The organism is Bradyrhizobium sp. SOJA106, assembly GCF_059448745.1.
The window spans coordinates 2733955-2756841 of the sequence record NZ_CM182549.1 but is presented as its reverse complement, the minus strand read 5'-3'; the positions used below and the strand labels follow the sequence as shown (position 1 = coordinate 2756841).

The 22887-nt window shown below is 63.9% G+C and carries 18 protein-coding genes; 5 read left to right on the top strand and 13 right to left on the bottom strand.

What is annotated here, in order from left to right; genetic code table 11:
* Nucleotides 1–89: 89 nt before the first annotated feature.
* Nucleotides 90–2453: a thiamine pyrophosphate-binding protein gene (locus tag AC5V87_RS12335; RefSeq protein ID WP_495371129.1), complete on the bottom strand. Its 2364-nt coding sequence runs from the start codon at nt 2451–2453 to the stop codon at nt 90–92.
* 134 nt (nt 2454–2587) lie between these two features.
* Here AC5V87_RS12335 and AC5V87_RS12330 point away from each other — a divergent pair, with 134 nt between their 5' ends.
* Together AC5V87_RS12330 and ppk2 are read left to right on the top strand one after the other, a co-directional pair.
* Complete coding sequence (locus tag AC5V87_RS12330; protein ID WP_027558508.1) at nt 2588–3049, top strand: Lrp/AsnC family transcriptional regulator; 462 nt, start codon at nt 2588–2590, stop codon at nt 3047–3049.
* A gap of 79 nt (nt 3050–3128) precedes the next feature.
* Nucleotides 3129–4043, top strand: a complete 915-nt coding sequence (ppk2, locus tag AC5V87_RS12325; RefSeq protein ID WP_495371128.1) for a polyphosphate kinase 2 — start codon at nt 3129–3131, stop codon at nt 4041–4043.
* Nucleotides 4044–4199: 156 nt separating this feature from the next.
* Here ppk2 and AC5V87_RS12320 read toward each other — a convergent pair whose 3' ends face one another.
* The 11 genes from AC5V87_RS12320 to AC5V87_RS12270 form a co-directional block, all read right to left on the bottom strand.
* The gene (locus AC5V87_RS12320; RefSeq protein WP_456839839.1) at nt 4200–5279 is read right to left on the bottom strand and encodes a zinc-binding dehydrogenase; all 1080 of its coding nucleotides are present in this window, start codon (nt 5277–5279) and stop codon (nt 4200–4202) included.
* Between the two features lie 60 nt (nt 5280–5339).
* Nucleotides 5340–6281 carry a DMT family transporter gene (locus AC5V87_RS12315; RefSeq protein ID WP_495371886.1) on the bottom strand — a complete coding sequence of 314 codons (942 nt, stop codon included), beginning with the start codon at nt 6279–6281 and terminating at the stop codon, nt 5340–5342.
* Between the two features lie 188 nt (nt 6282–6469).
* Complete coding sequence (locus tag AC5V87_RS12310; protein ID WP_456839840.1) at nt 6470–7309, bottom strand: aldo/keto reductase; 840 nt, start codon at nt 7307–7309, stop codon at nt 6470–6472.
* Nucleotides 7310–7506: 197 nt separating this feature from the next.
* Nucleotides 7507–8403, bottom strand: coding sequence for an SMP-30/gluconolactonase/LRE family protein (locus tag AC5V87_RS12305; protein WP_495371885.1), 897 nt, complete (start codon nt 8401–8403; stop codon nt 7507–7509).
* A 363-nt stretch (nt 8404–8766) separates the two neighbouring features.
* A complete protein-coding gene (locus AC5V87_RS12300) occupies nt 8767–11469 on the bottom strand; it encodes a nitrate reductase (RefSeq protein ID WP_495371127.1) in 2703 nt (900 codons plus the stop codon).
* Between the two features lies 1 nt (nt 11470).
* The gene (locus tag AC5V87_RS12295; protein ID WP_495371126.1) at nt 11471–12688 is read right to left on the bottom strand and encodes an NAD(P)/FAD-dependent oxidoreductase; all 1218 of its coding nucleotides are present in this window, start codon (nt 12686–12688) and stop codon (nt 11471–11473) included.
* Between the two features lie 10 nt (nt 12689–12698).
* On the bottom strand, nt 12699–13127 hold the full coding sequence (locus AC5V87_RS12290) for a globin family protein (RefSeq protein ID WP_456839842.1): 429 nt from the start codon (nt 13125–13127) through the stop codon (nt 12699–12701).
* Nucleotides 13128–13249: 122 nt separating this feature from the next.
* On the bottom strand, nt 13250–14629 hold the full coding sequence (locus tag AC5V87_RS12285; RefSeq protein WP_456839843.1) for an MFS transporter: 1380 nt from the start codon (nt 14627–14629) through the stop codon (nt 13250–13252).
* Nucleotides 14630–14968: 339 nt separating this feature from the next.
* Nucleotides 14969–15763 carry an ABC transporter ATP-binding protein gene (locus AC5V87_RS12280; protein WP_495371125.1) on the bottom strand — a complete coding sequence of 265 codons (795 nt, stop codon included), beginning with the start codon at nt 15761–15763 and terminating at the stop codon, nt 14969–14971.
* A 13-nt stretch (nt 15764–15776) separates the two neighbouring features.
* The gene (ntrB, locus tag AC5V87_RS12275) at nt 15777–16673 is read right to left on the bottom strand and encodes a nitrate ABC transporter permease (protein WP_456839845.1); all 897 of its coding nucleotides are present in this window, start codon (nt 16671–16673) and stop codon (nt 15777–15779) included.
* A gap of 62 nt (nt 16674–16735) precedes the next feature.
* Nucleotides 16736–18052, bottom strand: coding sequence for a CmpA/NrtA family ABC transporter substrate-binding protein (locus tag AC5V87_RS12270; protein WP_495371124.1), 1317 nt, complete (start codon nt 18050–18052; stop codon nt 16736–16738).
* Nucleotides 18053–18727: 675 nt separating this feature from the next.
* Between AC5V87_RS12270 and AC5V87_RS12265 the strand changes: the two genes are divergently transcribed.
* From AC5V87_RS12265 to AC5V87_RS12255, 3 genes are all read left to right on the top strand, one after another.
* Nucleotides 18728–19567, top strand: coding sequence for a formate/nitrite transporter family protein (locus tag AC5V87_RS12265; RefSeq protein WP_456839847.1), 840 nt, complete (start codon nt 18728–18730; stop codon nt 19565–19567).
* A 61-nt stretch (nt 19568–19628) separates the two neighbouring features.
* Entirely contained in the window at nt 19629–21365 is a 1737-nt protein-coding gene (locus AC5V87_RS12260; protein WP_495371123.1) for a bifunctional protein-serine/threonine kinase/phosphatase, read from the top strand.
* A 137-nt stretch (nt 21366–21502) separates the two neighbouring features.
* Nucleotides 21503–21814 carry a hypothetical protein gene (locus tag AC5V87_RS12255; protein ID WP_456839848.1) on the top strand — a complete coding sequence of 104 codons (312 nt, stop codon included), beginning with the start codon at nt 21503–21505 and terminating at the stop codon, nt 21812–21814.
* Between the two features lie 81 nt (nt 21815–21895).
* On the opposite strand, the gene AC5V87_RS12250 is transcribed toward AC5V87_RS12255, so the two are convergent.
* Nucleotides 21896–22813, bottom strand: coding sequence for an intradiol ring-cleavage dioxygenase (locus tag AC5V87_RS12250; RefSeq protein ID WP_495371122.1), 918 nt, complete (start codon nt 22811–22813; stop codon nt 21896–21898).
* Nucleotides 22814–22887 lie beyond the last annotated feature (74 nt).

The following is a 22887-nucleotide window of genomic DNA, read 5'->3' as shown; positions in this document are numbered from 1 at the left end:
ACTATGGTGCGCAATTGCGCACCTGAGAATCTCGAGATTCCGGCTTCGGCTCTTCGAGCCGCCCCGGAATGACATCTAGGTTACCCCGACTACACCGCCATCTTCCGATGCAGCACCGGCGCGCCGGTGGTGAGGCTTTCGGCCGCATCGATGATCGCATTCGCATCGATGCCATAGTGGCGGTAGAGGTCGGCGATGCTGCCGGTCTGGCCGAACTGCTCGACGCCGAGCGCCTCGACGCGATGGCCGCGGACGCTGCCGAGCCAGCCGAGTGCGGATGGATGGCCGTCGATCACGGTCACGATGCCGCAGTCGCGCGGCAGCGGCGCCAGCAGCTTTTCGATGTGGCTGAGATGCTGCACGCCGCGCCGGTCGCGCCGCAATTTTCGCGCGGCCGTCCAGCCCGCATGGAGACGGTCGGCCGAGGTGATCGCGAGCAATCCGATGTCGCGGCGGCTCTCGCCGATGAAACCGGTCGCCTCGATCGCTTCGGGAGCCACCGCGCCGGTATAGGCGATCACGACCTCGGCATTGGGGCCCGGCTTGCGCAGCCAATAGGCGCCGTCGGTGATGCCTTGTTGAAGCTCCGCCGTCATGATGCGTTGCGCCTGCTCGATGCTGCGCGTCGAGAGCCGCAAATAGACCGAGCCGCCCTCGCCCGCCTCGCGCTGCATGTGCTGGAAGCCCCAACCCATGATCACCGCGAGCTCGTCGACGAAAGCAGGCTCGAACGAGGCGAGCCCGTCCTGCGCCATGCCGATCAAGGGCGTTGCGATCGACTGGTGCGCGCCGCCTTCCGGCGCGAGCGTGATGCCCGATGGCGTCGCCGCCACCATGAAGCGCGCATCCTGGTAACAGGCATAGTTCAGCGCATCGAGGCCGCGCTCGATGAAGGGATCGTAGAGCGTGCCGACCGGCAACAGCCGCGCGCCGTTGATCTGGTGCGACAGGCCGAGCGCCGAGAGCATGATGAACAGGTTCATCTCGGCGATGCCGAGCTCGAGATGCTGGCCCCTGGGCGAGGCGTCCCAGTTGTAGGTGGAGGGAATTTTCTCGCTGCGGAATAAGTCGGCCTTCTCGGCGCGCGCGAACAGGCCGCGCCGGTTCACCCACGGACCGAGATTGGTCGAGACGGTGACGTCGGGCGAGGTCGTGACGATGCGCTTTGCCAACTCGCTGTCGCTGCGCGCGATCTCGTTCAGCACGAGGCCAAAGCCCTGCTGGGTCGACATCTGCGGCGATGGCTTGAAGCTCAGCTGCGCGGGCACCTCGACCACAGGCGCCGTCAGCCGGCGTCCGTCCTGGTTGAACGGCACGCGTGCGAGGAAGGCGTCCAGCTCGGCCGCATCCTGGGCGAGGCCCTCATACTTGTCCCATTCGTGGCCGGGACGGATGTTCTGGCTCTCGCGATATTTCTCCATCTGCGCCACCGTCATCAGGCCGGCATGGTTGTCCTTGTGGCCTTGGAAGGGCAGGCCGACCCCCTTGATGGTATAGGCGATGAAGCAGACCGGACGGTCGTGGTCGATAGACTCGAACGCTTCCAGCATGCTCGCCATGTCGTGGCCGCCGAGATTCGACATCAGCGCCAGCAGCTGCTCGTCGCTGCGCTTGTCGATCAGCTTCGTGATCGGCCCCTGATCGCCGATCTCGTCATGCAGATGCTTGCGGAAGGCAGCGCCGCCCTGGAAGCACAGCGCCGCATAGAGCGCGTTCGGGCAATTGTCGATCCAGCGCTTCAAGGCCTCGCCGCCGGGCTCCGCAAAAGCTTCGCGCATCAGGCGGCCGTATTTCACGATGACGACGTCCCAGCCGAAATTGCGGAACATGGTCTCGAACTTTTCCCAGAGCCCCTCGCGCACGACCGCGTCGAGCGACTGGCGATTATAATCCACCACCCACCAGGTGTTGCGCAGGCCGTGCTTCCAGCCCTCGGCGAGGGCTTCGAAGATGTTGCCCTCATCCATCTCGGCGTCGCCGACGAGGGCAATCATCCGCCCTTCGCGGCGGTCCTTCATCCAGCCATGCGCCTTGACGTAGTCCTGCACCAGCGAAGAGAACAGCGTCTGTGCGACGCCGAGGCCGACCGAGCCTGTGGAGAAATCGACGTCGTCGACATCCTTGGTGCGCGAGGGATAGGACTGCGCGCCCTTGAACCCGCGGAAGTTCTCCAGCTTTTCACGGCTCTGGCGGCCGAACAGATACTGAATGGCGTGGAACACCGGGCTCGCATGCGGCTTCACCGCGACGCGATCCTCGGGGCGCAGCACGTGGAAGTAAAGCGCCGACATGATGGTGGCGAGCGAGGCGGACGAAGCCTGATGGCCGCCGACCTTGAGGCCGTCCGCATTCGGGCGGATGTGGTTGGCGTGGTGGATGGTCCACGACGACAGCCACAGCGCCTTGCGGCTCAGCGCGGTCAATATGTCGAGACGGGCGGAATCAACGGGCATGGCAATGCTCCCGAAAACAATTCTCGCGATGATACGCCTGCGGGCAGCGCCAAACTTCTCAATTTTTCGCGCCAGACCCGCCGAGATTAGGATAGTTTACCAATCGATTGCCTCCAAATGCAGGTTCCATCCCAATGCCCGACCTCGATGCCATCGACCGCAAGATCCTCGCGCTGCTCCAGACCGACAGCCGGCTGACCATGCAGGAGCTCGCCGACAAGGTCGGGCTTTCGGTGTCGCCCTGCCACCGCCGGGTCAAGCTCTTGGAGGAGCGCGGCGTCATCTCGCGCTATATCGCGACGGTCGACCAGAAGGCGCTGGGGCTGCATGTCAGCGTGTTCATCTCGATCAAGCTGGCGCGTCAGAAGGAGGAGGACCTCAACCGCTTCGCCCGCGCCATCTCGAAATGGGACGAGGTGCTGGAATGCTATTTGATGACCGGCAACCGTGACTACCTGCTGCGGGTGGTGGCGGCCGACCTCGCCTCCTACGAGACATTCCTGAAGACAAAGCTGACACGGCTCGACGGCATCGCCTCGATCGAATCCAGCTTTGCGCTCAGCCAGGTCAAATATTCGATCGCGCTGCCGGTGTGACCACCCACCCTGTCATATGCGCGCAACAAACCCCGCCGATGGTCCTGAGCGACAGACATTTCTGCCGTGAGAATGACCCATGACCGACCGCACCTCTCAGACCGCCAAGCGCGAGCGCATCATTGAGGAGATGGCCGACGATCTCGACGAGGAGCTTGAGATGGAGCTGGATGACACCCGTCTCGATGAACTTCTGGACGAGACCGACGTGCTCAACCCGACGCTGGACCGCAAGCTCTATTTCCGGGAGCTGCTCCGCCTCCAGGGCGAGTTGGTCAAGCTGCAGGACTGGGTGCAAGCCGAGAAGAAGAAGGTCGTGGTGCTGTTCGAGGGCCGCGATTCCGCCGGCAAGGGCGGCGTCATCAAGCGCATCACCCAACGTCTCAATCCGCGCATCTGCCGCGTCGCGGCGCTTCCGGCTCCGAGCGAGCGCGAGCGCACGCAATGGTACTTCCAGCGCTACGTCGCGCATTTGCCGGCCGGCGGCGAGATGGTGCTGTTCGACCGCAGCTGGTACAACCGCGCCGGCGTCGAGCGCGTGATGGGCTTCTGCACCGAGGAGCAGTACCAGGAGTTCTTCAAGACCGTGCCGGAGTTCGAGCGGATGCTGATCCGCTCCGGCATCATCCTGCTCAAGTACTGGTTCTCGATCACCGACGACGAGCAGCAGTTCCGATTCACCATGCGCATCAAGGATCCGCTCAAGCAGTGGAAGCTGAGCCCGATGGACGTCGAGGCTCGCAGCCGCTGGGAAGCCTACACCAAGGCCAAGGAGACCATGCTGGAGCACACGCACCTGCCGGATAGCCCGTGGTGGATCGTCGATGCCGTCGACAAGAAGCGCGCCCGGCTCAACTGCATCGCGCATCTGCTCAGCCAGATCCCATACCAGGAAGTGGCGCGCGCGCCGGTGGTGCTGCCGGCGCGGGTGCGCAATCCCGACTATCACCGCGGCCCGATTCCGCCGGAGATGTACGTGCCGGCGAAATACTGACAGAGATCTCGTAGGGTGGGTTAGGCGAGCAGGTGCGCAAAGCGCAGCTTCTCGGCGTAACCCACCTCTTCTGTCGCCACGACAAGAGAATTGGTGGGTTGCGCCGTGCGGACTGCGCTTCGCGCAGCCGCAGGGCTAACCCATCCTACGAAACTGCTACCGCCACGGCTGCACGAGGATCTTGGTGTGCACCTCGGGATTGGCGAGATCGGCAAACGCCTTGGCGACGCCGTCGATGCCGACCTCGGCGGTTACCATCGCCGCGGCATCCACCTGCCCTTCCGCTATCAGGCGCAGTGACGCTGCAAATTCGTCCGGCGTGTAGCCGAGCACATACTGGACGTTCAGCTCCTTCATGATGCCAAGCATGGGCTCGTTTCTGTCGCTCTCCATGCAGACGCCGACAACGACAACCTTCGCATCGCGCGGCGCACCCTCGAACACCTGCTGCAACAGGCCGGGCACGCCGACACATTCGAAGATGATCGCGGGCTTGAGCGCCGGCAGCATGGCCTGGAATGGCGGCCGCGCGGCTTTCTCCGCCTCCGACATCTGCGCGTGCTCGGCCCACGTCGTATAGGGCTGCGACACGCCGGGATCGACCACGACGTCCGCGCCGAGTTTTGCGGCGAGCGCCCGCCGCGCGGGCGAATAGTCGGAGGCGATGATCGGATGCAGGCCCTTGATCCTCAGCGCCGCGATGACCGCGAGCCCGACCGGGCCGCAACCGATCACGAGCGGCACCTCGCCGCCCCCGATATTTGCCTTCGCCACGGCGTGAACGCCGACCGCGAGCGGCTCGGTCAGCGCGGCATGTTCGGGCGCAAGACCATTGGGCACTTCGAGCAGGAGCGGCTCGCTCAAGATCATTCTCTCCGCATAGCCGCCGACGAAGTCGTTGGAATAGCCGATCCCCTTGATGCCCTCCGGCGTCAGTAGCGCGGGCAGCGAGCAGACATGCGTGCCCGGCTTGAGCTTGCGCACAGTGCCGGGGCCGTAGTCGACGATCTCGCAACAGAACTCGTGGCCGAAGACGACATCGCGCGACAGATCCATCGGCGTGCGTCCGGTCTTCTTCGCCATCTCCACCATGCGAGGCGCGTGCTGACGCGCATGCAGGTCGGAACCACAGATGCCGCAGGCGAGCGTCCTGACCAGCACCTGGCCGGGGCCCGGCGTCGGCTCCGCCATCTGGCCAACGACAATCTCCCCGTTCCTGAAAATCGCAGCGCGCACCCGGCTCCTCCTCTGGCGTCGGAGCCATTGATAGCACGTATCAGAGAGCGCCGACTTGCGTCAGGGGTTCGGGGAACGCTCTTCCAGCACCAGCAGCTGGGCGCGGCGGACGCGCTCGCGATGGGCGATATAGAGACCGCTGGCGACGATGAAGGCCGCACCGATGACCGTCCAGATGCTCGGCACCTCGCCGAAGATGAAGAAGCCAAGAATGCTGACCCACAACAATTGCGAGTAGGAGAACGGCGCCAACACCGAAGCATCGCCGTAGCGATAGGCCAGCACGACGATCCACTGCCCGGCGGTCGATGCGACGCCGATGAAGATGCCGAGTGCGATCGCCGTCCAGGACGGCGTCACCCATACGAACGGAACGATGGCGGTGAGGATCACAAGGCCGGTCAGCGAGGAATAGGCCATGGTGGTGACGACGGCTTCCCGTCCGCTCATCATGCGCGTCAGGATCAGCGTGCCGGCCCAGCAGGCCGCCGAGACGACCGGGAAGAACGCCGCCGGATGAAACGCGCTGGTGCCCGGGCGCAGGATGATCAGCACGCCGACGAGGCCGAGGGCGGTGGCGAACCAGCGGCGCATGCCGACCTTCTCGCCGAGGAAAACGATCGAGAGCGCCGTGACGAACAGCGGCGCCACGAAACCGGTGGCAGACGCCTCCGCGATCGGGAGGAAGCCGAGGCCCGTGATGAAGAACAATGAAGAACCGAGCAGCACCGCGCCGCGCATCACGTGCAGTCCGAGACGCTCGGTGCGCATCGCATAGTACGGCGAGAACCGCAGCATCACGGGCGTAAAGATCAGCGCGAAGGTGAGAAAGCGGATCCAGGTGATCTCGATCGACGGCAGGCTGGTCGAGAGATATTTCGCGGTGACGTCGGAGCAGCCGAGGAACACCGTCGAGAGCAGGATCAGTGCGATGCCCTTGAAGGGATGATCGACGCGCGCGGGAGCGCGGCGGCGAACATGCTTCTTCTCGGGCATGGGCACGGAAATACTGTCGAGCCTTGCGGCTGCGGCGGGCGGCGGGGTCACGGCTGGAACCTGGGACAACGACGATTCGGGAACGATCGTAAAAAACGATAAAAGCGCCGCTTTCACAACTTCCGAAAACAGGATGCCGATATGCGCTCACGTCCGCGCGCGTCAATACTCCATTAATAATGGAGGTTTGTGCACTACAGCATGGGCAGGCTGCGCGGCTTCGGACCGCGCGGAAACGCCGCATCGAGCGCCGAAAACTCCTCCTTCGTCAGCACGAGATCGCCGGCAGCCGCATTCTCGCCGGCATGTTCCGCGGATGACGCCTTCGGGATCGCGAACACCGTAGTCGCACGGGTGAGAAAGCTCAGCGCGACCTGACGCGGTGTTGCACGACGTGCCTCCGCGATGCGCGCGAGCACCGCGCCGCCCTTGCTGCGTTCATCGGGGAAGTCATCGTGCCCAAACGGCGAATAGGCGACCACGGCAACGCCGTGCCGCTCGCACCACGGGATCACCGCATGCTCGATCGCGCGCTCCTTGAGATGATAGAGCACCTGATTGCAGGCGATGCGACCCGCGCCGGAGACGTCGAGAATGTCGTCGAGATCGTCGGCATCGAAATTGGAGACACCCCATGATTTGATCTTGCCTGATTTCACCAGCTCCTCGAACGCGGCGACGGTGTCTTCCAGCGGATAGGAACCGCGCCAATGCAGGAGATAGCAATCGAGATGATCAGTCTTCAGCCGCTTCAGCGAGCGCTCGCAGGCGGTGATGGTGCCGCGGCGCGAGGCATTGCTCGGCAGCACCTTCGAGACGAGGAACACCTCGTCGCGGCGGCCCACGATCGCGTCCGCAATCACGAGCTCGGCATCGCCATACATCTCGGCGGTGTCGATATGCGTCATGCCGAGATCGAGCCCGCGCTGAAGGGCCGCGATCGCGCGCTTGCGATCGCCGTGGTCGAGATACCAGGTGCCCTGCCCGATCACGGAGACGCTGGCGCCAGTCTTGCCGAAGGGTTTTGTGTTCATGTCTGTCTCCGATCTCTCTTCGCCCTCTCGTTCCTACGGGGAGAGGGTCGGGATGAGGGGCCGCCTCCGCAATCAAGGTAGCAGTTGGACTCGTGGAGAGCCCCTCACATGCATTTTGCGCATCGCGCCACTGCGGCCTCTCCCCGCACGCGGGAGAGGCGAGAAGAGGCACCGCCCAGCTCAACATTTGTCGCGTGTTACAGTTCACTTATATCCGCCACCAGCACGCTGCCGGTCGCAGACTCCGTGATATAGAGCCGATCCTTGTTCGCGCCACCGATGGCGACATTGGTGCAGTTCGGGCCTGTGCAGGATTTGATCCGCGCGATCAATTCGCCGTTCGGCGCGAACACGAAGACGTGGCCGAGCGAGGCGTGGCCGACGAACAGGCGGCCCTTGGCGTCCATCGTCAAGCCATCAGGGCCGCTGGTGCCGAACAGCGAGCAGAAGCGACCGACCTTGGACACACTGCCGTCCTTCATGAACGGCAGCCGCCACACCGCATTGTCGCGCGTCATCGCGACGAACAGCACGGTCTCGTTGGGATCGAGCACGAGCCCATTCGGGCTGATGCCGGTGTCGACCAGGCAGTCGAGTCGCCCGTTCGGTGCCAGCCGGTAGACGCGGCCACTCGGATCATGCAGGCCGGTCTGGCCTTGATCGGTGAAGAAGATATCGCCGTTGGACGCGAGATGCAGATCATTGCAGCCGCGGAAGGACTCTGAGTTGCGCGCGGTCAGCACCGGCGTGATGCGGCCGTCCTTGGCGTCGAGCTCCATGATGCCGTGCATGTAATCGGCGACCAGGATGCGGCCGTCGGCGGCGATCTTCAATCCGTTCGGCCAGCCTTCATACTCGATCACGAGCGACCACTCGCCGCCGGGCGCGATCCGGAAGATGCGGCCGAACGGAATATCGACGATGTAGAGATTGCCGTCCTGATCGAACGACGGCCCTTCGATGAAGCTGTCGGTCGGCACACCCGGCCGGTTGGCATCGGCCCAATCGGTCCGCACGCCCTTGCGGCGGAATGTGTCGGGCATGGCGGAGAACAGTTTTGCTTCGATCAGCCGCGGCGGCGTTTCCAGGTACATCATGATTGTTTGTGATTGTTGAGAGGGAGCGCGCGGCAACATAGGGCACAATCGCGGGCGCGTCGATTGGGGCGATGGACATGGCTGCGTTGGGAAGCGATACCGACCCGCACAACTCCCGTGTCCCGATGCGCAGCAACGCATCAGCGTTGCTGTGCGGAGCCGGGACCATAAGGGCCAACGCTCTGCCGTTAGATGAGCCCCGGCTCTGCAGCGCACCACTCCGTGCTGCGCAGCGTCCGGGGCGCGAGACCGTGCTGTAGCGCAGCCCGCTCAAGCCGCGCGGACGGTGGCCAGGAACTGCTCGACCTCGCTGCAGAGGCGTTTGTTCTCGTCGAGCATGGCGGCCGGCGGACGGCCGGGTTACCCCGCCGCCCCCGCCAGCTTGGCCTGCTTCGGCGGTGTCTCCGTCGTCGCAATCAGGCGCTTCAGCTCGGGGATGCAGGAGCCGCAATTGGTGCCGGCCTTGAGCTTTGCGCCGATCTCGGCCGCCGTTCGTGCGCCGGATGAGATGGCATCACAGATGGTGCCGCGGCCGACGCCGAAGCAGGCGCAGACGATCGGGCCGGTCGAGGCAGCGCCCTCGCTGGACTTGCCCGACAGCAGCATGCGGCGCTGCTCGTCGGTGACGTGATCGGCGACGAACAGGCTCTTCACCACCTCCCAGTCGCCGGCGTCGTGCGCGGGTCCGACGAACAGGCAGGTCTCGATGCGGTCGCCCGCGAACGAGGCGGCGCGATAAACGCCGCCGCCGAAGTCGCGATACTCGGCGACGTCCTCGCCGGCGATGCTCTCGAGCCAGGCCGGCCAGCGCGCGAGGTCCGAATTGTCGGCGAAGAGATAGCCGAACCCGCCTGAGACCGTGACGCGGGTCCACAACAGGTTCTGCGGCAGATCGAGTTGCTTGCGCGAGAGCGCGAAGCCGCGGAAGACGTATTCATACGGCGCGATCGCAGCGGGCGTCGCCTTGGATTCCGGCTGGCCCGAGAACGGATCGGTGAACGGTGCTACCAACGCCCCGACGCGGCCGTGCGAGGCGTTCATCGCGCTCCAGTGGATCGGCGCGAACAGCGTGCCGCGCTGCTGGCGCTCGCTGACGACCACTTTAAGGGTGCATTGGCCGTAATCGGTGGTGATGCGAGCATAGCCGTCATGGACGATGCCGTATTTGCCGGCGTCGTCAGGATGGATTTCGACGAAGGGCTCCGGCAGATGTGCGCCGAGCCGCTGGCTGAGGCCGGTGCGCGTCATGGTGTGCCACTGGTCACGGATGCGCCCGGTGTTGAGCCGTAAGGGGCGCGACGGGCCGGTCTCGCCACGCAGCGACGGCACCTCCGGCGCGACGAAGCGGCCCTTCCCGTCATTGGTGAAGAAGCCGCCTTGCGCGAAGAAGCGCTCGCCAGGCATCCCGCCTTCGCGCACCGGCCACTGCACCGGCTTCAATGCATCGAAGCCTTCGTCGGAGAGCGACGTCAGCGCGCCGATGTCGAAATCGCGGCTGCCATTGTTCTCGAACGCCGAGAGCGCGGCGTGCTCGCGGAAAATATCGGCGGCGGATTTGTAATTGAAGCTGTCGCCGAAGCCGAGACGTCTTGCGATCTCGCTCAGGATCCACCAATCCGGCCGCGCTTCGCCCGGCGCCGGCAGGAACGAGCGCTGACGCGAAATACGCCGTTCTGAATTGGTCACCGTGCCCGACTTCTCGCCCCAGGCGAGCGCGGGCAGCAGCACATGCGGACCGGCCTCCACCGTGTCGTTGGAGAGCACGTTCTCGGAGACGACGAACAACTCGAGCTTCTTCAGCGCGTCGCGGACGAAATCCGCATCGGGCAGCGAGACAGCGGGATTGGTGCCCATCACCCACAGCGCCTTGACCTCGCCGCGGTTGATCGCCTCGAACAGCTGCACCGCTTTCAGCCCCTCATGGGTGGCGATACGCGGCGCGTTCCAGAACCGCCTGACCCGATCAATGTCCGGCGGCGTGAAGCCCATATGTGCAGCGAGCATATTGGCGAGACCGCCGACCTCGCGGCCGCCCATCGCGTTGGGCTGGCCGGTGAGCGAGAACGGCGAGGCGCCTGGCTTGCCGATACGGCCCGTGGCGAGATGGCAATTCAGGATCGCGTTGACCTTGTCGGTGCCCTGCGCCGACTGGTTGACGCCCTGCGAATAGAGCGTGACGACCTTCTCGGTGTCACGGAACATCTTGAAGAAGGTCGCGACGTCCAGCTCGTTGAGACCGGTCGCCAGCGCGGTCGCGGCGACGCTGCCGGCGATGTTGCGCGCGCGCGCCAGCGCATCGTCGAAACCGCTGGTGTTCTGCGCGATGTAGTCCTTGTCGAGCGCGCCGTTGTCGGCGAGATGAACGAACAGGCCGGAGAACAACGCCGTGTCGGTGCCGGGCTTGAGGCCGAGGAACAGGTCAACGTCGCTTGCGGTGTCGGTGCGGCGCGGATCGATCACGATCATCCGCGCGCCGCGCTCCTGCCTGTTCTTCAACATGCGCTGGAACAGCACGGGGTGACACCAGGCTGCGTTCGAGCCGACGAAGACGAGCAGATCGGCCTGGTCGAGATCCTCGTAGCAGCCAGGCACGGTGTCGGCGCCGAAGGCGCGGCGATGGCCGGCGACCGAGGACGACATGCAGAGCCGCGAATTGGTGTCGACATTGGCGGTGCCGACGAAGCCCTTCATCAGCTTGTTGGCGACGTAATAGTCCTCGGTCAGCAGCTGGCCGGAGAGATAGAACGCAACCGCGTCCGCACCATCGCGCGCCACGATGTGCTGCATACGGTGGGCAACATGGTCGAGCGCATCGCTCCAGGCGACGCGCTCCAGCACGCCCTTGCAGCGGATCATCGGATAGAGCAGCCGGCTTTCCAGCCCCACGGTCTCGCCGAGCGCCGAGCCCTTCGAGCACAGCCGGCCGAAATTGGCGGGATGATCAGGATCGCCCGCAATCGCAACTCCGCCCTTGCCGTCCGGCGTTGCCAGCACGCCGCAGCCGACGCCGCAATAGGGACAGGTCGTTCGGGTCGCGCGGAGATTTGGGTCGATCGCCGTCATGTCAGGCAGCCTTGGACGGAAGCGCAAGCGTGCGGCCGAACATCATGTCGGTGCGGATCGCCGCGACCTTGTCGCGATTGCGGATCAGCTCGAGATACCAGAGCGCATCGACGGTATCGCCGATCAGCACCGCGCCGGTCAGCCGGCCCTCGGCGATGACGAGCTTCTTGTAGGTGCCGCGCCTGCGGTCGGTCAGCACGAGGCTTTCGCTGCCCTCCCCGCCCATGAAATCGCCGGCGGAGAACACGCTGACGCCGGACACCTTCAGATTGGTCGAGACCACACTGCCCTGATAGGCGGCGGGCTTGCCGGCGAGATGCCGCGCCAGCACCCGGGCCTGCTCGTAGGCGGGCTCGACCAGGCCATAGCAGGTGCCGCGGTGCTCGGCGCATTCGCCGAGTGCGTAGATGCCGGGCGAAGCCGTCTGCATCTCGTCGTTGACGACGATGCCGCGGTTGACGGCGATGCCGGCCTCCCTGGCCACCGCGATGTTCGGCTTGATGCCCGCCGCGAAGATCACGGCATCGGCCTCGATGCGGAAGCCGTCGGCGAGCTCGACGGCTTCGACATGGGCCTCGCCATGGATGCGCGCCGTGGAGGCGTTGAGCAGGATGCGGATGCCCTTGCGCTCGACCAGCGTCTTGAGGAGATCCGCGGCCGGCCCATCGAGCTGGCGCTCCATCAGCCGGTCCATCAGATGCAGCAGCGTCACCGGCGCGCCGGCCTTGGCGAGGCCGTAGGCTGCTTCGAGCCCGAGCAGGCCGCCGCCGACCACGACGACGCGCTTCCTCGCCGCCGCGAGCGTCAACAGCAGGTCGACATCGCGGGTGTCGCGAAAGGTGTGCACGCCGGCAAGATCGGCGCCCGGCACGTTCAGCCGCAGCGGCGTCGATCCGGTGGCGAGCACAAGCTTGGAATATTCCATGCTCTCTTCGCCGGCGATCTTGAGCTCGCGGCGGCCGGTGTCGATCTCGGTCACGCGATAGCCGTAGCGCACGGTGACGCCGCGATGGCGCCACCAGTCCGCCGGCCTCAGCTCGATCTCGTGCGAGCCGGTCTCGCCAGCCAGCACGGATGAGAGCAGCACGCGGTTGTAAGCGAGCCGCGGCTCCTCGCCGATCACAGCGACCGCGTAGCGGCCGAGCGCGGTCTTGGCGAGCTCGTCGACCAGACGAGCAGCAGCCATACCGTTACCGACGATGACCAGCGGTTCACTCACAAGGCATCTCCTATTCGGCGGCCTGCGCCTGGGGGCCATAGGCCTCGGAAATCATGTAGCCGGACAAGACGCCGAAGGCGTCGGTCCAGGCGGCGGCGAGCTCGGGCGTCCAGGCCTTGCCAAGACCCTTCTCGAGGGTCCAGAGCAAGGTCGCGCCGACCACGGGATAGTGCTCGGCCTTGGCCCCGTAGGCGACGTGGCGCTTGGCGAGCGCGGAGGCCGCGGGAAGAATCGTCTCGAGATTCGACAGGCCGCTGACGACGGCGGCGAGCATGCCCATCAGCTTCTTGCGCTGCTCGGTCATGTCTTCAGGAAACATCGCGCGCACCGGTGGCGCCAGCTCGAACAGGCGATCGTAGAACAGCACCGCAGCCTGCTCGGAGATCGGAGCGACCTTGGCGAAGCTCTGCTGAATGAGGGTCACTTGTTCGGGCGTCATGATGGTCTCCTGTCTGTTTCGGTCTGCCTTTGTCCGCGCCGTTGCGAACAAGGTTCATGGACCAAACGTCATCAGAGCGGCTTCTCCCCGCGTACGGGGAGAAGCGATTTTCATACCAAGTATCAGACGCGCGCTTCCGCAAGGCTCGGCGCGCCTTCGGCTTGCGGGCTGCGACGCAGGTAGAACCACCAGGTCAGAGCCAGGCACGAGGCGTAGAAGCCGAGATAGATCGCGAGCGCGAGCTGCGGCCCGCCGGTCATGGCGATCGACTTGCCGAAGCCGCTCGGGATCAGATAGCCACCGACCGCGCCGACCGCGCCGATGAAGCCGACCGCCGCGCCGCTCTCGATGCTCGCGGTCTTCAAGGCAGCGGCGCGCGCCGCCTCGCCCTGGCCGCGCGCCCTGAACAGGTTCTGCTCGCGGAAGATCGAGGGGATCATGCGGTAGGTCGAGCCATTGCCGATGCCCGTGGTCACGAACAGGATCAGGAACATCGAGAGAAAACCGATGAAATCCTTCTGTCCGACGAAATAGAGCACGCCGACCGTGGCGCCCGCCATCACGATGAAATTCCAGAACGTGATGATGGAGCCGCCGATTCTGTCGGCAAGCCAGCCGCCGAGCGGACGCGATAGCGAGCCGACCAGCGGACCGAGGAAGGCGATCGAGATCGTCATCGTCGGAAACTGCGTCTTGAGCAGCAGCGGGAATGCCGCGGAGTAGCCGATGAAGGATCCGAACGTGCCGATATAGAGATACGCCATGATCCAGGTGTGCTTGCGCTTGACCACCGCAAGCTGGTTCTTGATCGACGATTTCGCCGAGGTGAGGTTGTTCATGAAGAACACCGCGCCGAACACCGCGATCGCAATCGGCAGCACCCACATCAGGCCGGCGTTCTGCAGGAAGATGCCATCGACGGGAGATGCCTGGAACAGGTTGATGACGGCGAGCGTCATCAGGATCGGGGTCAGGAGCTGCACGCTGGAGACGCCGATATTGCCACCGGCAGCATTGAGGCCGAGCGCCCATCCCTTCATCCGGTCAGGGAAGAAGAAGGAGATGTTGGTCATGCTGGAGGCGAAGTTGCCGCCGCCGAGGCCAGCGGTCGAGGCGACCAGCAGCATCAGCCAGAACGGCGTGTCGGGATGGCTGACGAAATAGGCGAGCGACAAGGTCGGGATGAACAGGATCGCCGCACTGAAGATGGTCCAGTTGCGCCCGCCGAAGGTCGTCACTGCGAAAGTGTAGGGAAAGCGCATCAAGGCGCCGATCAGGCCCGGCACCGCGACGAGCTGGAACAGCTGGTCGGTGGTGTAGTGGAAGCCCGCCTGCGGCAGCTTGGTGGTCACGATGCTCCAGATCAGCCAGACCGAGAAGCCGATATGCTCGGCCACGATCGACCAGATCAGGTTGCGCCTTGCGATAGTCTTGCCAGTCGCATTCCAGAACGCCTCGTCTTCGGGGCGCCAGTCTGAAATCCAAGTAGGATTCTTCGTCATTGAGTATCCCTTCCAGGCTCACCGCTGCGTCGTTGCAGGCTCAGCCTCCGGTCACGGAGGCACGCTCCGGGGCTTCTCCCCCGGTGGCGAGTTCACGATGCTGATTGATGATGTTGAGGGACGTCGTCGTTGGCGTCGAAAAAGGTATTTCAATTTCCGTGCCAATTGCGCACACGGCAGAAATACAGGGATTTCAGGACGTTATTCGTATTGCCCGAAATCTTCGCACGGCGTTTTCGCACGCTAAATTTGCGATTCGCTCAATCCTTGTGCGACGCACAAGGATTGAGCTTGATGTCAATTATTTAGGCGCGCTCGTCTCGCGCACTTCCCTCTGGTTTACGCGGCTTCTACGAAGCGATGACGTTCGTAGAGGAATTCGAGCACGCGCTGGCGGCACTTCAAATACGTCGCGTTGGTCGCAAGCTCGAGCCGCTTGCGCGGCCGCGCCAGCGGCACCTCCAGCACCTCGCCGATGCGCGCGCTCGGGCCATTCGTCATCATCACGATGCGGTCGGAGAGCAGCACAGCCTCGTCGACGTCGTGGGTGATCATCAGGATGGTGTTGCCGAGCTTCTGATGCAGCGCCATCACCGAGTCCTGTAAATGCGCCCGCGTCAGCGCGTCGAGCGCGCCGAACGGCTCGTCCAGCAGCAGCACCTTCGGCTCCATCGCGAGCGCCCGGGCGATGCCGACGCGCTGCTTCATGCCGCCGGAGATTTCGGAAGGCCGCTTGTCCCTGGCATGGGCCATCTGCACCAGGTTGAGATTGTGCATCACCCAGGCGTCGCGTTCGGCCTTGGTCTTGGTTCTGGCGAAGACCTTGTCGACGCCGAGCTTGACGTTCTCGTAGACCGTGAGCCACGGCAGCAGGCTGTGATTCTGGAACACCACGGCGCGATCGGGCCCCGGCGAATTGACCTCGCGGTTCTCCAGCAGCACGCCGCCTGTGGAGGCATTGGTCAGTCCTGCAATGATGTTGAGCAGGGTCGACTTGCCGCAGCCGGAATGGCCGATGATCGAGACATATTCGCCCTTCTCGATCGTCAAATTGATGTCCTTCAGCACCTCGGTCGTCGCGGCGCCGCGGGTGAAGATCTTGTCGATATGGTCGAGCTTCAGATAGGCGGTCATGGGCGCTTCTCCCTCAGTTCTGCGCGGTGCCGCGGGTGACGACCTTGCCGAGGCCCGCAATCAGGCGGTCGAGCACGAACCCGACGATGCCGACATAGAACAGCGCCAGGATGATCTCGCTGATATGCGAGGAGTTCCAGGCGTCCCAGATGAAGAAGCCGATGCCGACGCCGCCGATCAGCATTTCAGCCGCGATGATGGCGAGCCAGGAGAGGCCGATGCCGATGCGAAGGCCCGTGAAGATGTAGGGCGCCGCCGCCGGGATCATGATCTTGCCGAAGAACTCGAGCGGATTGAGCTGCACCACCGCGGCGACGTTGCGATAGTCCTGGGGAATGTTGCGGATGCCGACCGCGGTGTTGATGATAATCGGCCAGATCGAGGTGATGAAGATGACGAAGATTGCCGAGGGCTGGCCGTCGCGGAAGGCCGCCAGCGACAGCGGCAGCCAGGCCAGCGGCGGAATGGTGCGCAGCACCTGGAACAGCGGATCGAGCCCGCGCATCGCCCAGACCGACTGCCCGACCAGCACGCCGAGCGCGATGCCGGCGATCGCCGAGAGAGAATAGCCGAGCGCGACGCGCTGGAGGCTGGCGGACAGGTGCCAGAACAGGCCCTTGTCGATACCGCCGTGATCGAAGAACGGATCGAAGATCAGCTCCTTGGTGTCCTTGAACACCTTTGACGGCGGCGGCAGTGCGGAGCCTGCGCGGCGGCAGACCAGCTCCCACACCAGCGTCAGCAGCACGATCACGACCAGCGGCGGAATCACGCGCACGGCGAGCTCCCGCGCAATCCGCGCATAACTCTCCGCGCGGGGCGGACGCTTCGGCGTCATCGCGACAACCGGGGCGGCAACAGACGTGGGCGCCGCTGTCTCAACCTCAATCTTCGTGGCAGGCATGTTCATCGAAATCCCTCTCCGGCTTCTCAACAACGAAGCGGCCGCCCGAAGGCGGCCGCGAGGCTCCATCAGACTTCGACGCGCTTGATCGCGAGCGATTTCAGATAGGCAGCCGGATTTTCGGGATCGAACACCTTGCCGTCGAAGAAGGTCTCCTTGCCGCGCGAAGTGGAGTTCGGAATCTCCGCGCCCGAGACGCCGAGAGTCTTGGCAGCATCGCGCCACATGTCCTCGCGGTTGACCTTGGCGATCAGCGCCTTTGTGTCGAAATTCGCCTCGTACTTGCCCCAGCGGATGTCCTCGGTGAGGAACCAGAGATCATGGCTCTGGAACGGATAGGAGGCGAAATCGCGCCAGTACTTCATGATGTGGGGCGAGTTCTCCACCACCTTGCCGTTGCCGTAATCGAACTTGCCGGCAGTGCGGTCGTAGACGTCCTCGACCGGGCAGTTGATCCACTGCCGCTTCGCCATGATGGTGGCGAGCTCCTGCTTGTTCTCGGCCTTGTCGGACCATTGCTGGGCTTCGAGCACGGCCATCAGGATCGCCTTCGTGGCCTTCGGATATTTGTCGACGAAGGCCGCGCGCATGCCGAACGACTTCTCCGGATGCTTGTTCCAGATCTCGCCGGTGTTGACCGCGGTGTAGCCGATGTCCTGGTGCACGAGCTGGAGATTCCAGGGCTCGCCGACGCAGAAGCAGTCCATGGTGCCGACCTTCATGTTGGCCACCATCTGCGGCGGCGGCACCACGATGGTCTCGATATCCTTGTCGGGATCGATGCCGCCAGCAGCAAGCCAATAGCGGATCCAGAGGTCGTGCGTGCCGCCGGGGAAGGTCATCGCGGCCTTCACCGGCTTACCGGCGGCCTTCTTCTTCTCCAGCGCCACCTTGAACGGCGCCGCGTCGGTACCGAGCTTGAGATCGGCATATTCCTTGGCGACCGAGATGCACTGCGCATCGAGATTGAGCCGCGCCAGGATGTACATCGGCGTCGGCTGGTTGTTCTGCGTCACCTTGCCGGCCGAGATCAGATACGGCATCGGGGTAAGGATATGTGCGCCATCGATGCCGTTGCCTTCGGAGCCGAGCACGAGGTTGTCGCGCGTGGTGCCCCAGGAGGCCTGCTTCTGCACATCGACGTCGGGCACGCCGTATTTGGCAAACAGCCCCTTGTCCTTGGCGACGAACAGCGGGCCGGCATCGGAGAGCGCGATGAAGCCGAGCTTGGCGCCTTTGACCTCAGGGCCCGAGTCCTGCGCAAAGGCGCCGGCGGGGAAATTGAGCTTGGCGGCGGCGAGAAGGGCGGCGGTCGCGCCGGTGGCCTTCAACAATTGACGGCGGGTCAGACCGGAATCCGAGGGCCGGCGAATGCGCTTGGTCATAGGCAGTGTCGTCCTTTGCATCGTTGCAGAATTGTTGGCGTCAGTGCACGCGAGCAGCCCGTCCGGTCCTGATGGCGCCGGCTTTGGCGCATGCAGACGCATGGCGGGGGAGTCCCCCGTCTGGTGGCGTCAGCAAATCGGATGAGAAGTCTCGCGGGACGGCTTCAATGGCGTCGATGTGGAACTATTCAAGCTTCATGCCAAGCCCGCGATAGCAAAAAGCCAAACCTGTTGAATGGGTTAGAGACCTTGCGCCAGACTGCCGCAGGCGCCAAGCGCTCGCCGAATTTGCGTCCTGCACAATTTTTGTGCGACGCACAAGTGTTGTGCAGGCGCTCATGCAAGAGGCCGCCCCGCGCCGGACGAGCGGATTCGGCGCAGGTCCATCGCACTGATATCACTCAGCTTTCAGTTTTCGTTCGCTCGGCACGCAACTTGCTTCCTCTCTGGATGTCAACGAAGACTGCGGCTTGCCGCATCGCTGCGGCCTCTGGCGGCCGCAAGAGGAAGCTCAACCGCTTCGCGGCCTTTCTCGGCTCGTCGTCGTGACGCGATTCCCAGGGCTTCCAACCTCTCCCAACCTTCGTGCGCGGCAGGCCACCCGCACGACCAATGACGTTCAGCCGCTCTCTTGCGAGGGCGTCGATCTCACTTACGAAGCAAAAGGAACCATTGATGTCGTATCTCGCGCCTTCGGAATTCGTCACCAAGATGGTGGATGCGGGCGAGTCCAAGATCTTCATGTCCACCCGGGATACCGTCATCCGCGCCTACATGGCCGGCGCGATCCTGGCGCTCGCAGCCTGGTTCGCCGTCACGATCAACGTGAACACCGGCCAGCCGCTGGTCGGCGCGCTGTTGTTTCCGGTCGGCTTCGTCATGCTCTATCTGCTGGGCTTCGATCTCTTGACCGGCGTGTTCGTGCTCTCGCCGCTCGCCCTGATCGACAAGCGCCCGGGCGTCACGCTCAGCGGCGTGCTGCGCAACTGGGGTCTCGTCTTCCTCGGCAATTTCGGCGGCGCCTTCACCGTGGCCTTCATGATGGCGTTCGTCACGACCTTCGGCTTCACGCAGGACCCCGACAAGATCGGCACCGCGATCGGCAATATCGGTGAAGGCCGTACGCTCGGCTACGCCGCGCATGGTGCGGCTGGCATGGCGACGCTGTTCATGCGTGGCATGCTCTGCAACTGGATGGTCTCGACCGGCGTCGTCGGCGCTATGATCTCGACTTCGGTCTCAGGCAAGGTCATCGCGATGTGGATGCCGATCCTGGTGTTCTTCTACATGGTGTTCGAGCATTCGGTCGTGAACATGTTCCTGTTCCCGTCGGGCCTGATGCTGCATGCGAAGTTCTCGATCATGGACTATCTGATCTGGAACGAGATCCCGACTGTGCTCGGCAACCTCGTCGGCGGCCTCGCTTTCACGGGCATGACACTTTACGCCACGCATGTCATGACCCTACCGAAGCGCCAGGCCAACAAGACTGCGAAGCCCCGCGTCGCAGCTTGATCACACGCACCTCAACAAGGGAGCCTCGCCCGGCTAGGGTGAGGCTCTCTTCGCCTTGGTGATGACGATGACCCGCGGACTCCTGATCTCGATCGGCCAGCACTCCGACAAAGGTCGCAAGCCCGTCAACCAGGATTTCCACGGCGTCCTCATTCCGGACGAGCCGCTGCTCAGCCTGAAGGGCATTTCAGCCGTCCTCGCCGACGGCATTTCCAGCAGCACGGTGAGTCAGATCGCCAGCGAGTCGGCGGTCAAGAGCTTCCTGATGGATTATTACTGCACGTCGGAATCCTGGACGGTGAAGACCTCCGCCCGCCGCGTGCTGGACGCCACCAATTCCTGGCTGCACGCGCAGACGCGCAAGAGTCAATATGCCTATGACCGCGACAAGGGCTATGTCTGCACCCTGAGCGCCATGGTCATTAAGGCGACCACCGCGCACATCTTCCATGTCGGCGACTGCCGCATCTACCGCATGGCCGGCAAGGCGCTGGAGCAGCTGACCGACGATCACCGCATCATCGTCTCCTCCGAGCAGACCTATCTCGGCCGCGCGCTCGGCATCAATCCGCAGCTCGAAATCGACTACCACGCGCTCGAGATCGAGGCCGGCGACACCTTCCTGCTCGCGACCGATGGCGCCTATGAATTCGTCGATCCGCGCTTCGTCACGAGCGCGATCAACGAGCATGCAGCCGAGCTCGACACCGCCGCGAAGGCGATCGTCGAGGAAGCCTACCGGCGCGGCAGCGACGACAACATCACCGTGCAGATCCTGCGCATCGACGCGGTGCCGCAGCGCGAGCCCTCAGGCATCTTCAATCAGACCGCGGAGCTGCCGCTTCCGCCGTTGCCGGAGCCACGTGCGATATTCGACGGTTACAGGATTGTCAGGGAGATTCATGGCAGCAGCCGCAGCCACATTTATCTGGCCGTCGACACCGAGACCGAGCAGCCGGTCGCGCTCAAGCTGCCGTCGATCGACCTGCGCGACAACGCCGCATACTTGAAGCGCTTCCTGATGGAGGAGTGGATCGCGCGGCGCATCGACAGTCCGCATGTGCTCAAACCGCTCTCACAATCGCGGCGGCGCAGCTATCTCTATGTCGCGACCGAATTCGTCGAAGGCCAGACCTTGCGGCAGTGGATGACCGACAATCCGCGTCCCGATCTCGAAACCGTCCGCGGCCTCGTCGAGCAGATCGCCGCGGGCCTGCGCGCCTTCCACCGCATGGAGATGCTGCATCAGGACCTCAGGCCCGACAATATCCTGATAGACAAGACCGGCACCGCGAAGATCATCGACTTCGGCTCGGTCAGGGTCGCGGGCGTCGCGGAGGCCGCGCCGTCGGACAAGACCGACGACATCTTGGGAACGGTCCAGTACACCGCGCCGGAGTATTTTCTCGGGCAAGGCGGCTCGCCGCGTTCCGACATGTTCTCGCTGGCCGTGATCTGCTACCAGATGCTGACGGGCAAGCTCCCCTACGGCACCCAGGTCGCCAGGATCCGGCGCAAGGCAGACGTGCGGCGGCTCAAATACTGTCCGGCCGAGGACGACCGCAACGTGCCCGCCTGGATCGATGGCGCGCTGCGCCGCGCGCTGCATCCCGATCCCTGCAAGCGGCACGAGGACCTGTCCGAATTCGTCTTCGAGCTTCGCACGCCCAATCCGGCCTATCTCGACACGCGGATCACACCGCTCCTGGAGCGCAGCCCGCTGATGTTCTGGAAGCTGACCTCGGCGGTGCTTGCCTGCGCGGTGGTCGTGCTGTTGGCGCTGCTGCACGCGCGGTAACGCCGCTGTCCACCGTGGCCCAGACGTCAGCTTGGAATTGATCCAGATCAAGCCCGAGGCTGCACGCTTTGGAATTCTCCTCCGGCCAAGTGACCAAACCGGTTGTTTGGCGTCATCATTGCACATTGGAGGGGAAAATGCCTGCAGTCATCATGCAGTTTGTTTCGCATCCAAGACCCGGTAGTGATCTCGCGACTGTGTTGCAGTTGGCAAAGGAGGCCGCATCACTTTGGAAGAAACACGGAGCCGATGTCAGCTATTGGTCGGTGATCGGCGGCGAGATCGGAAACTATGCCTTCGTCGCTCGCTTCGATAGTGTAGAAGCTTATGGGCGCACCTTGTCGGCACTGGGTGCCGATCCCGCTTTCGTTGAATTTCAAGCCAAGCGATTGAAGGCCGGGCAATCGGATTGGGTACGCTCGAACGTTGCCATCCAAGTCGATCTTTAGCGGGCGCCTTCTCGCCCAAATGCGAGACCGCCCTCGGGCGGTCTCTTGCTACGCGGCCGATGTCGACTTAAGCGCAGGATGTCACGCCGGCTCTGCCGCCTTCACCCCCAGCGGCTTCGGTGCCATGCCGCCGCCCGGCTTGAGGTGGAATTCGTAGCTCATCAGGTGCCACCGCCCGTTCGCCTTGGTGCCGTCGGGCATCTCAGGGTCGTTGCGCGGCTCGACCTTGGCGACGAGGTCGTCCTTGACCCCAAACACCACGTCGGAATCCAGATATTTGTCGCCATCCATGAAGACGTGGGTGATCAGCGGCTCGTAGCCCTTGGCGTTGACTAGAAAGTGCACATGCGCCGGGCGCATCGGATGGCGCTTGGTCTGCACGATCATCTCGCCGACCGGGCCATCGGTCGGGATCGGGTAGCTGCACGGCAAAATGGTGCGGAAGAAGAAGCGGCCGTCGTCATCGGTGATGAAGCGCGCCCGGGCGGAGGCGCCGACCTCGTCGTAGTTCGCCTTCTGTGAATCGTAGAAGCCGTCATCGTCGGCATGCCAGACGTCGACGGGAACGCCCGCGAGCGGCTTGCCCTTCAGATCCGTGACGCGACTCTGCACGAACATGCGCTCGCCCGTGTGGTTGTTCGGCGAAATATCGGTGCCGTGCGCGGTCACCTTGTGCTCGCCGACATAGAAGGGCCCGAGCACCGTGGTTTGGGTGGCGCCGTCGCGGTCGCGGTGATTGACCGCATCGACCAGCATGGAGACGCCGAGCACGTCGGATAGCAGGATGAATTCCTGGCGAGTGTCGGTGCATTTCTGCCCCGTCCGGGTGAGGAAATCGATGGCGTATTCCCATTCCTCGAAGGTGAGACCGGTCTTGCTCACGTAACCGTGCAGCGACTTCACCAATTCCTGGAGCAGGAATTTCGCGCGCGGATTGGGTGTGTTGTCGAAGCTCTTGACGACGGCTTCGGTGAGTTCGGTCTCGTTGAACTGGGTCATGGTGCGTCCGCCCTGTGTTTTCTCGTTGGCTCATCCAGGGGTCCCTGGGTTTCCCTGGAGGCGTTCCAGGTGCA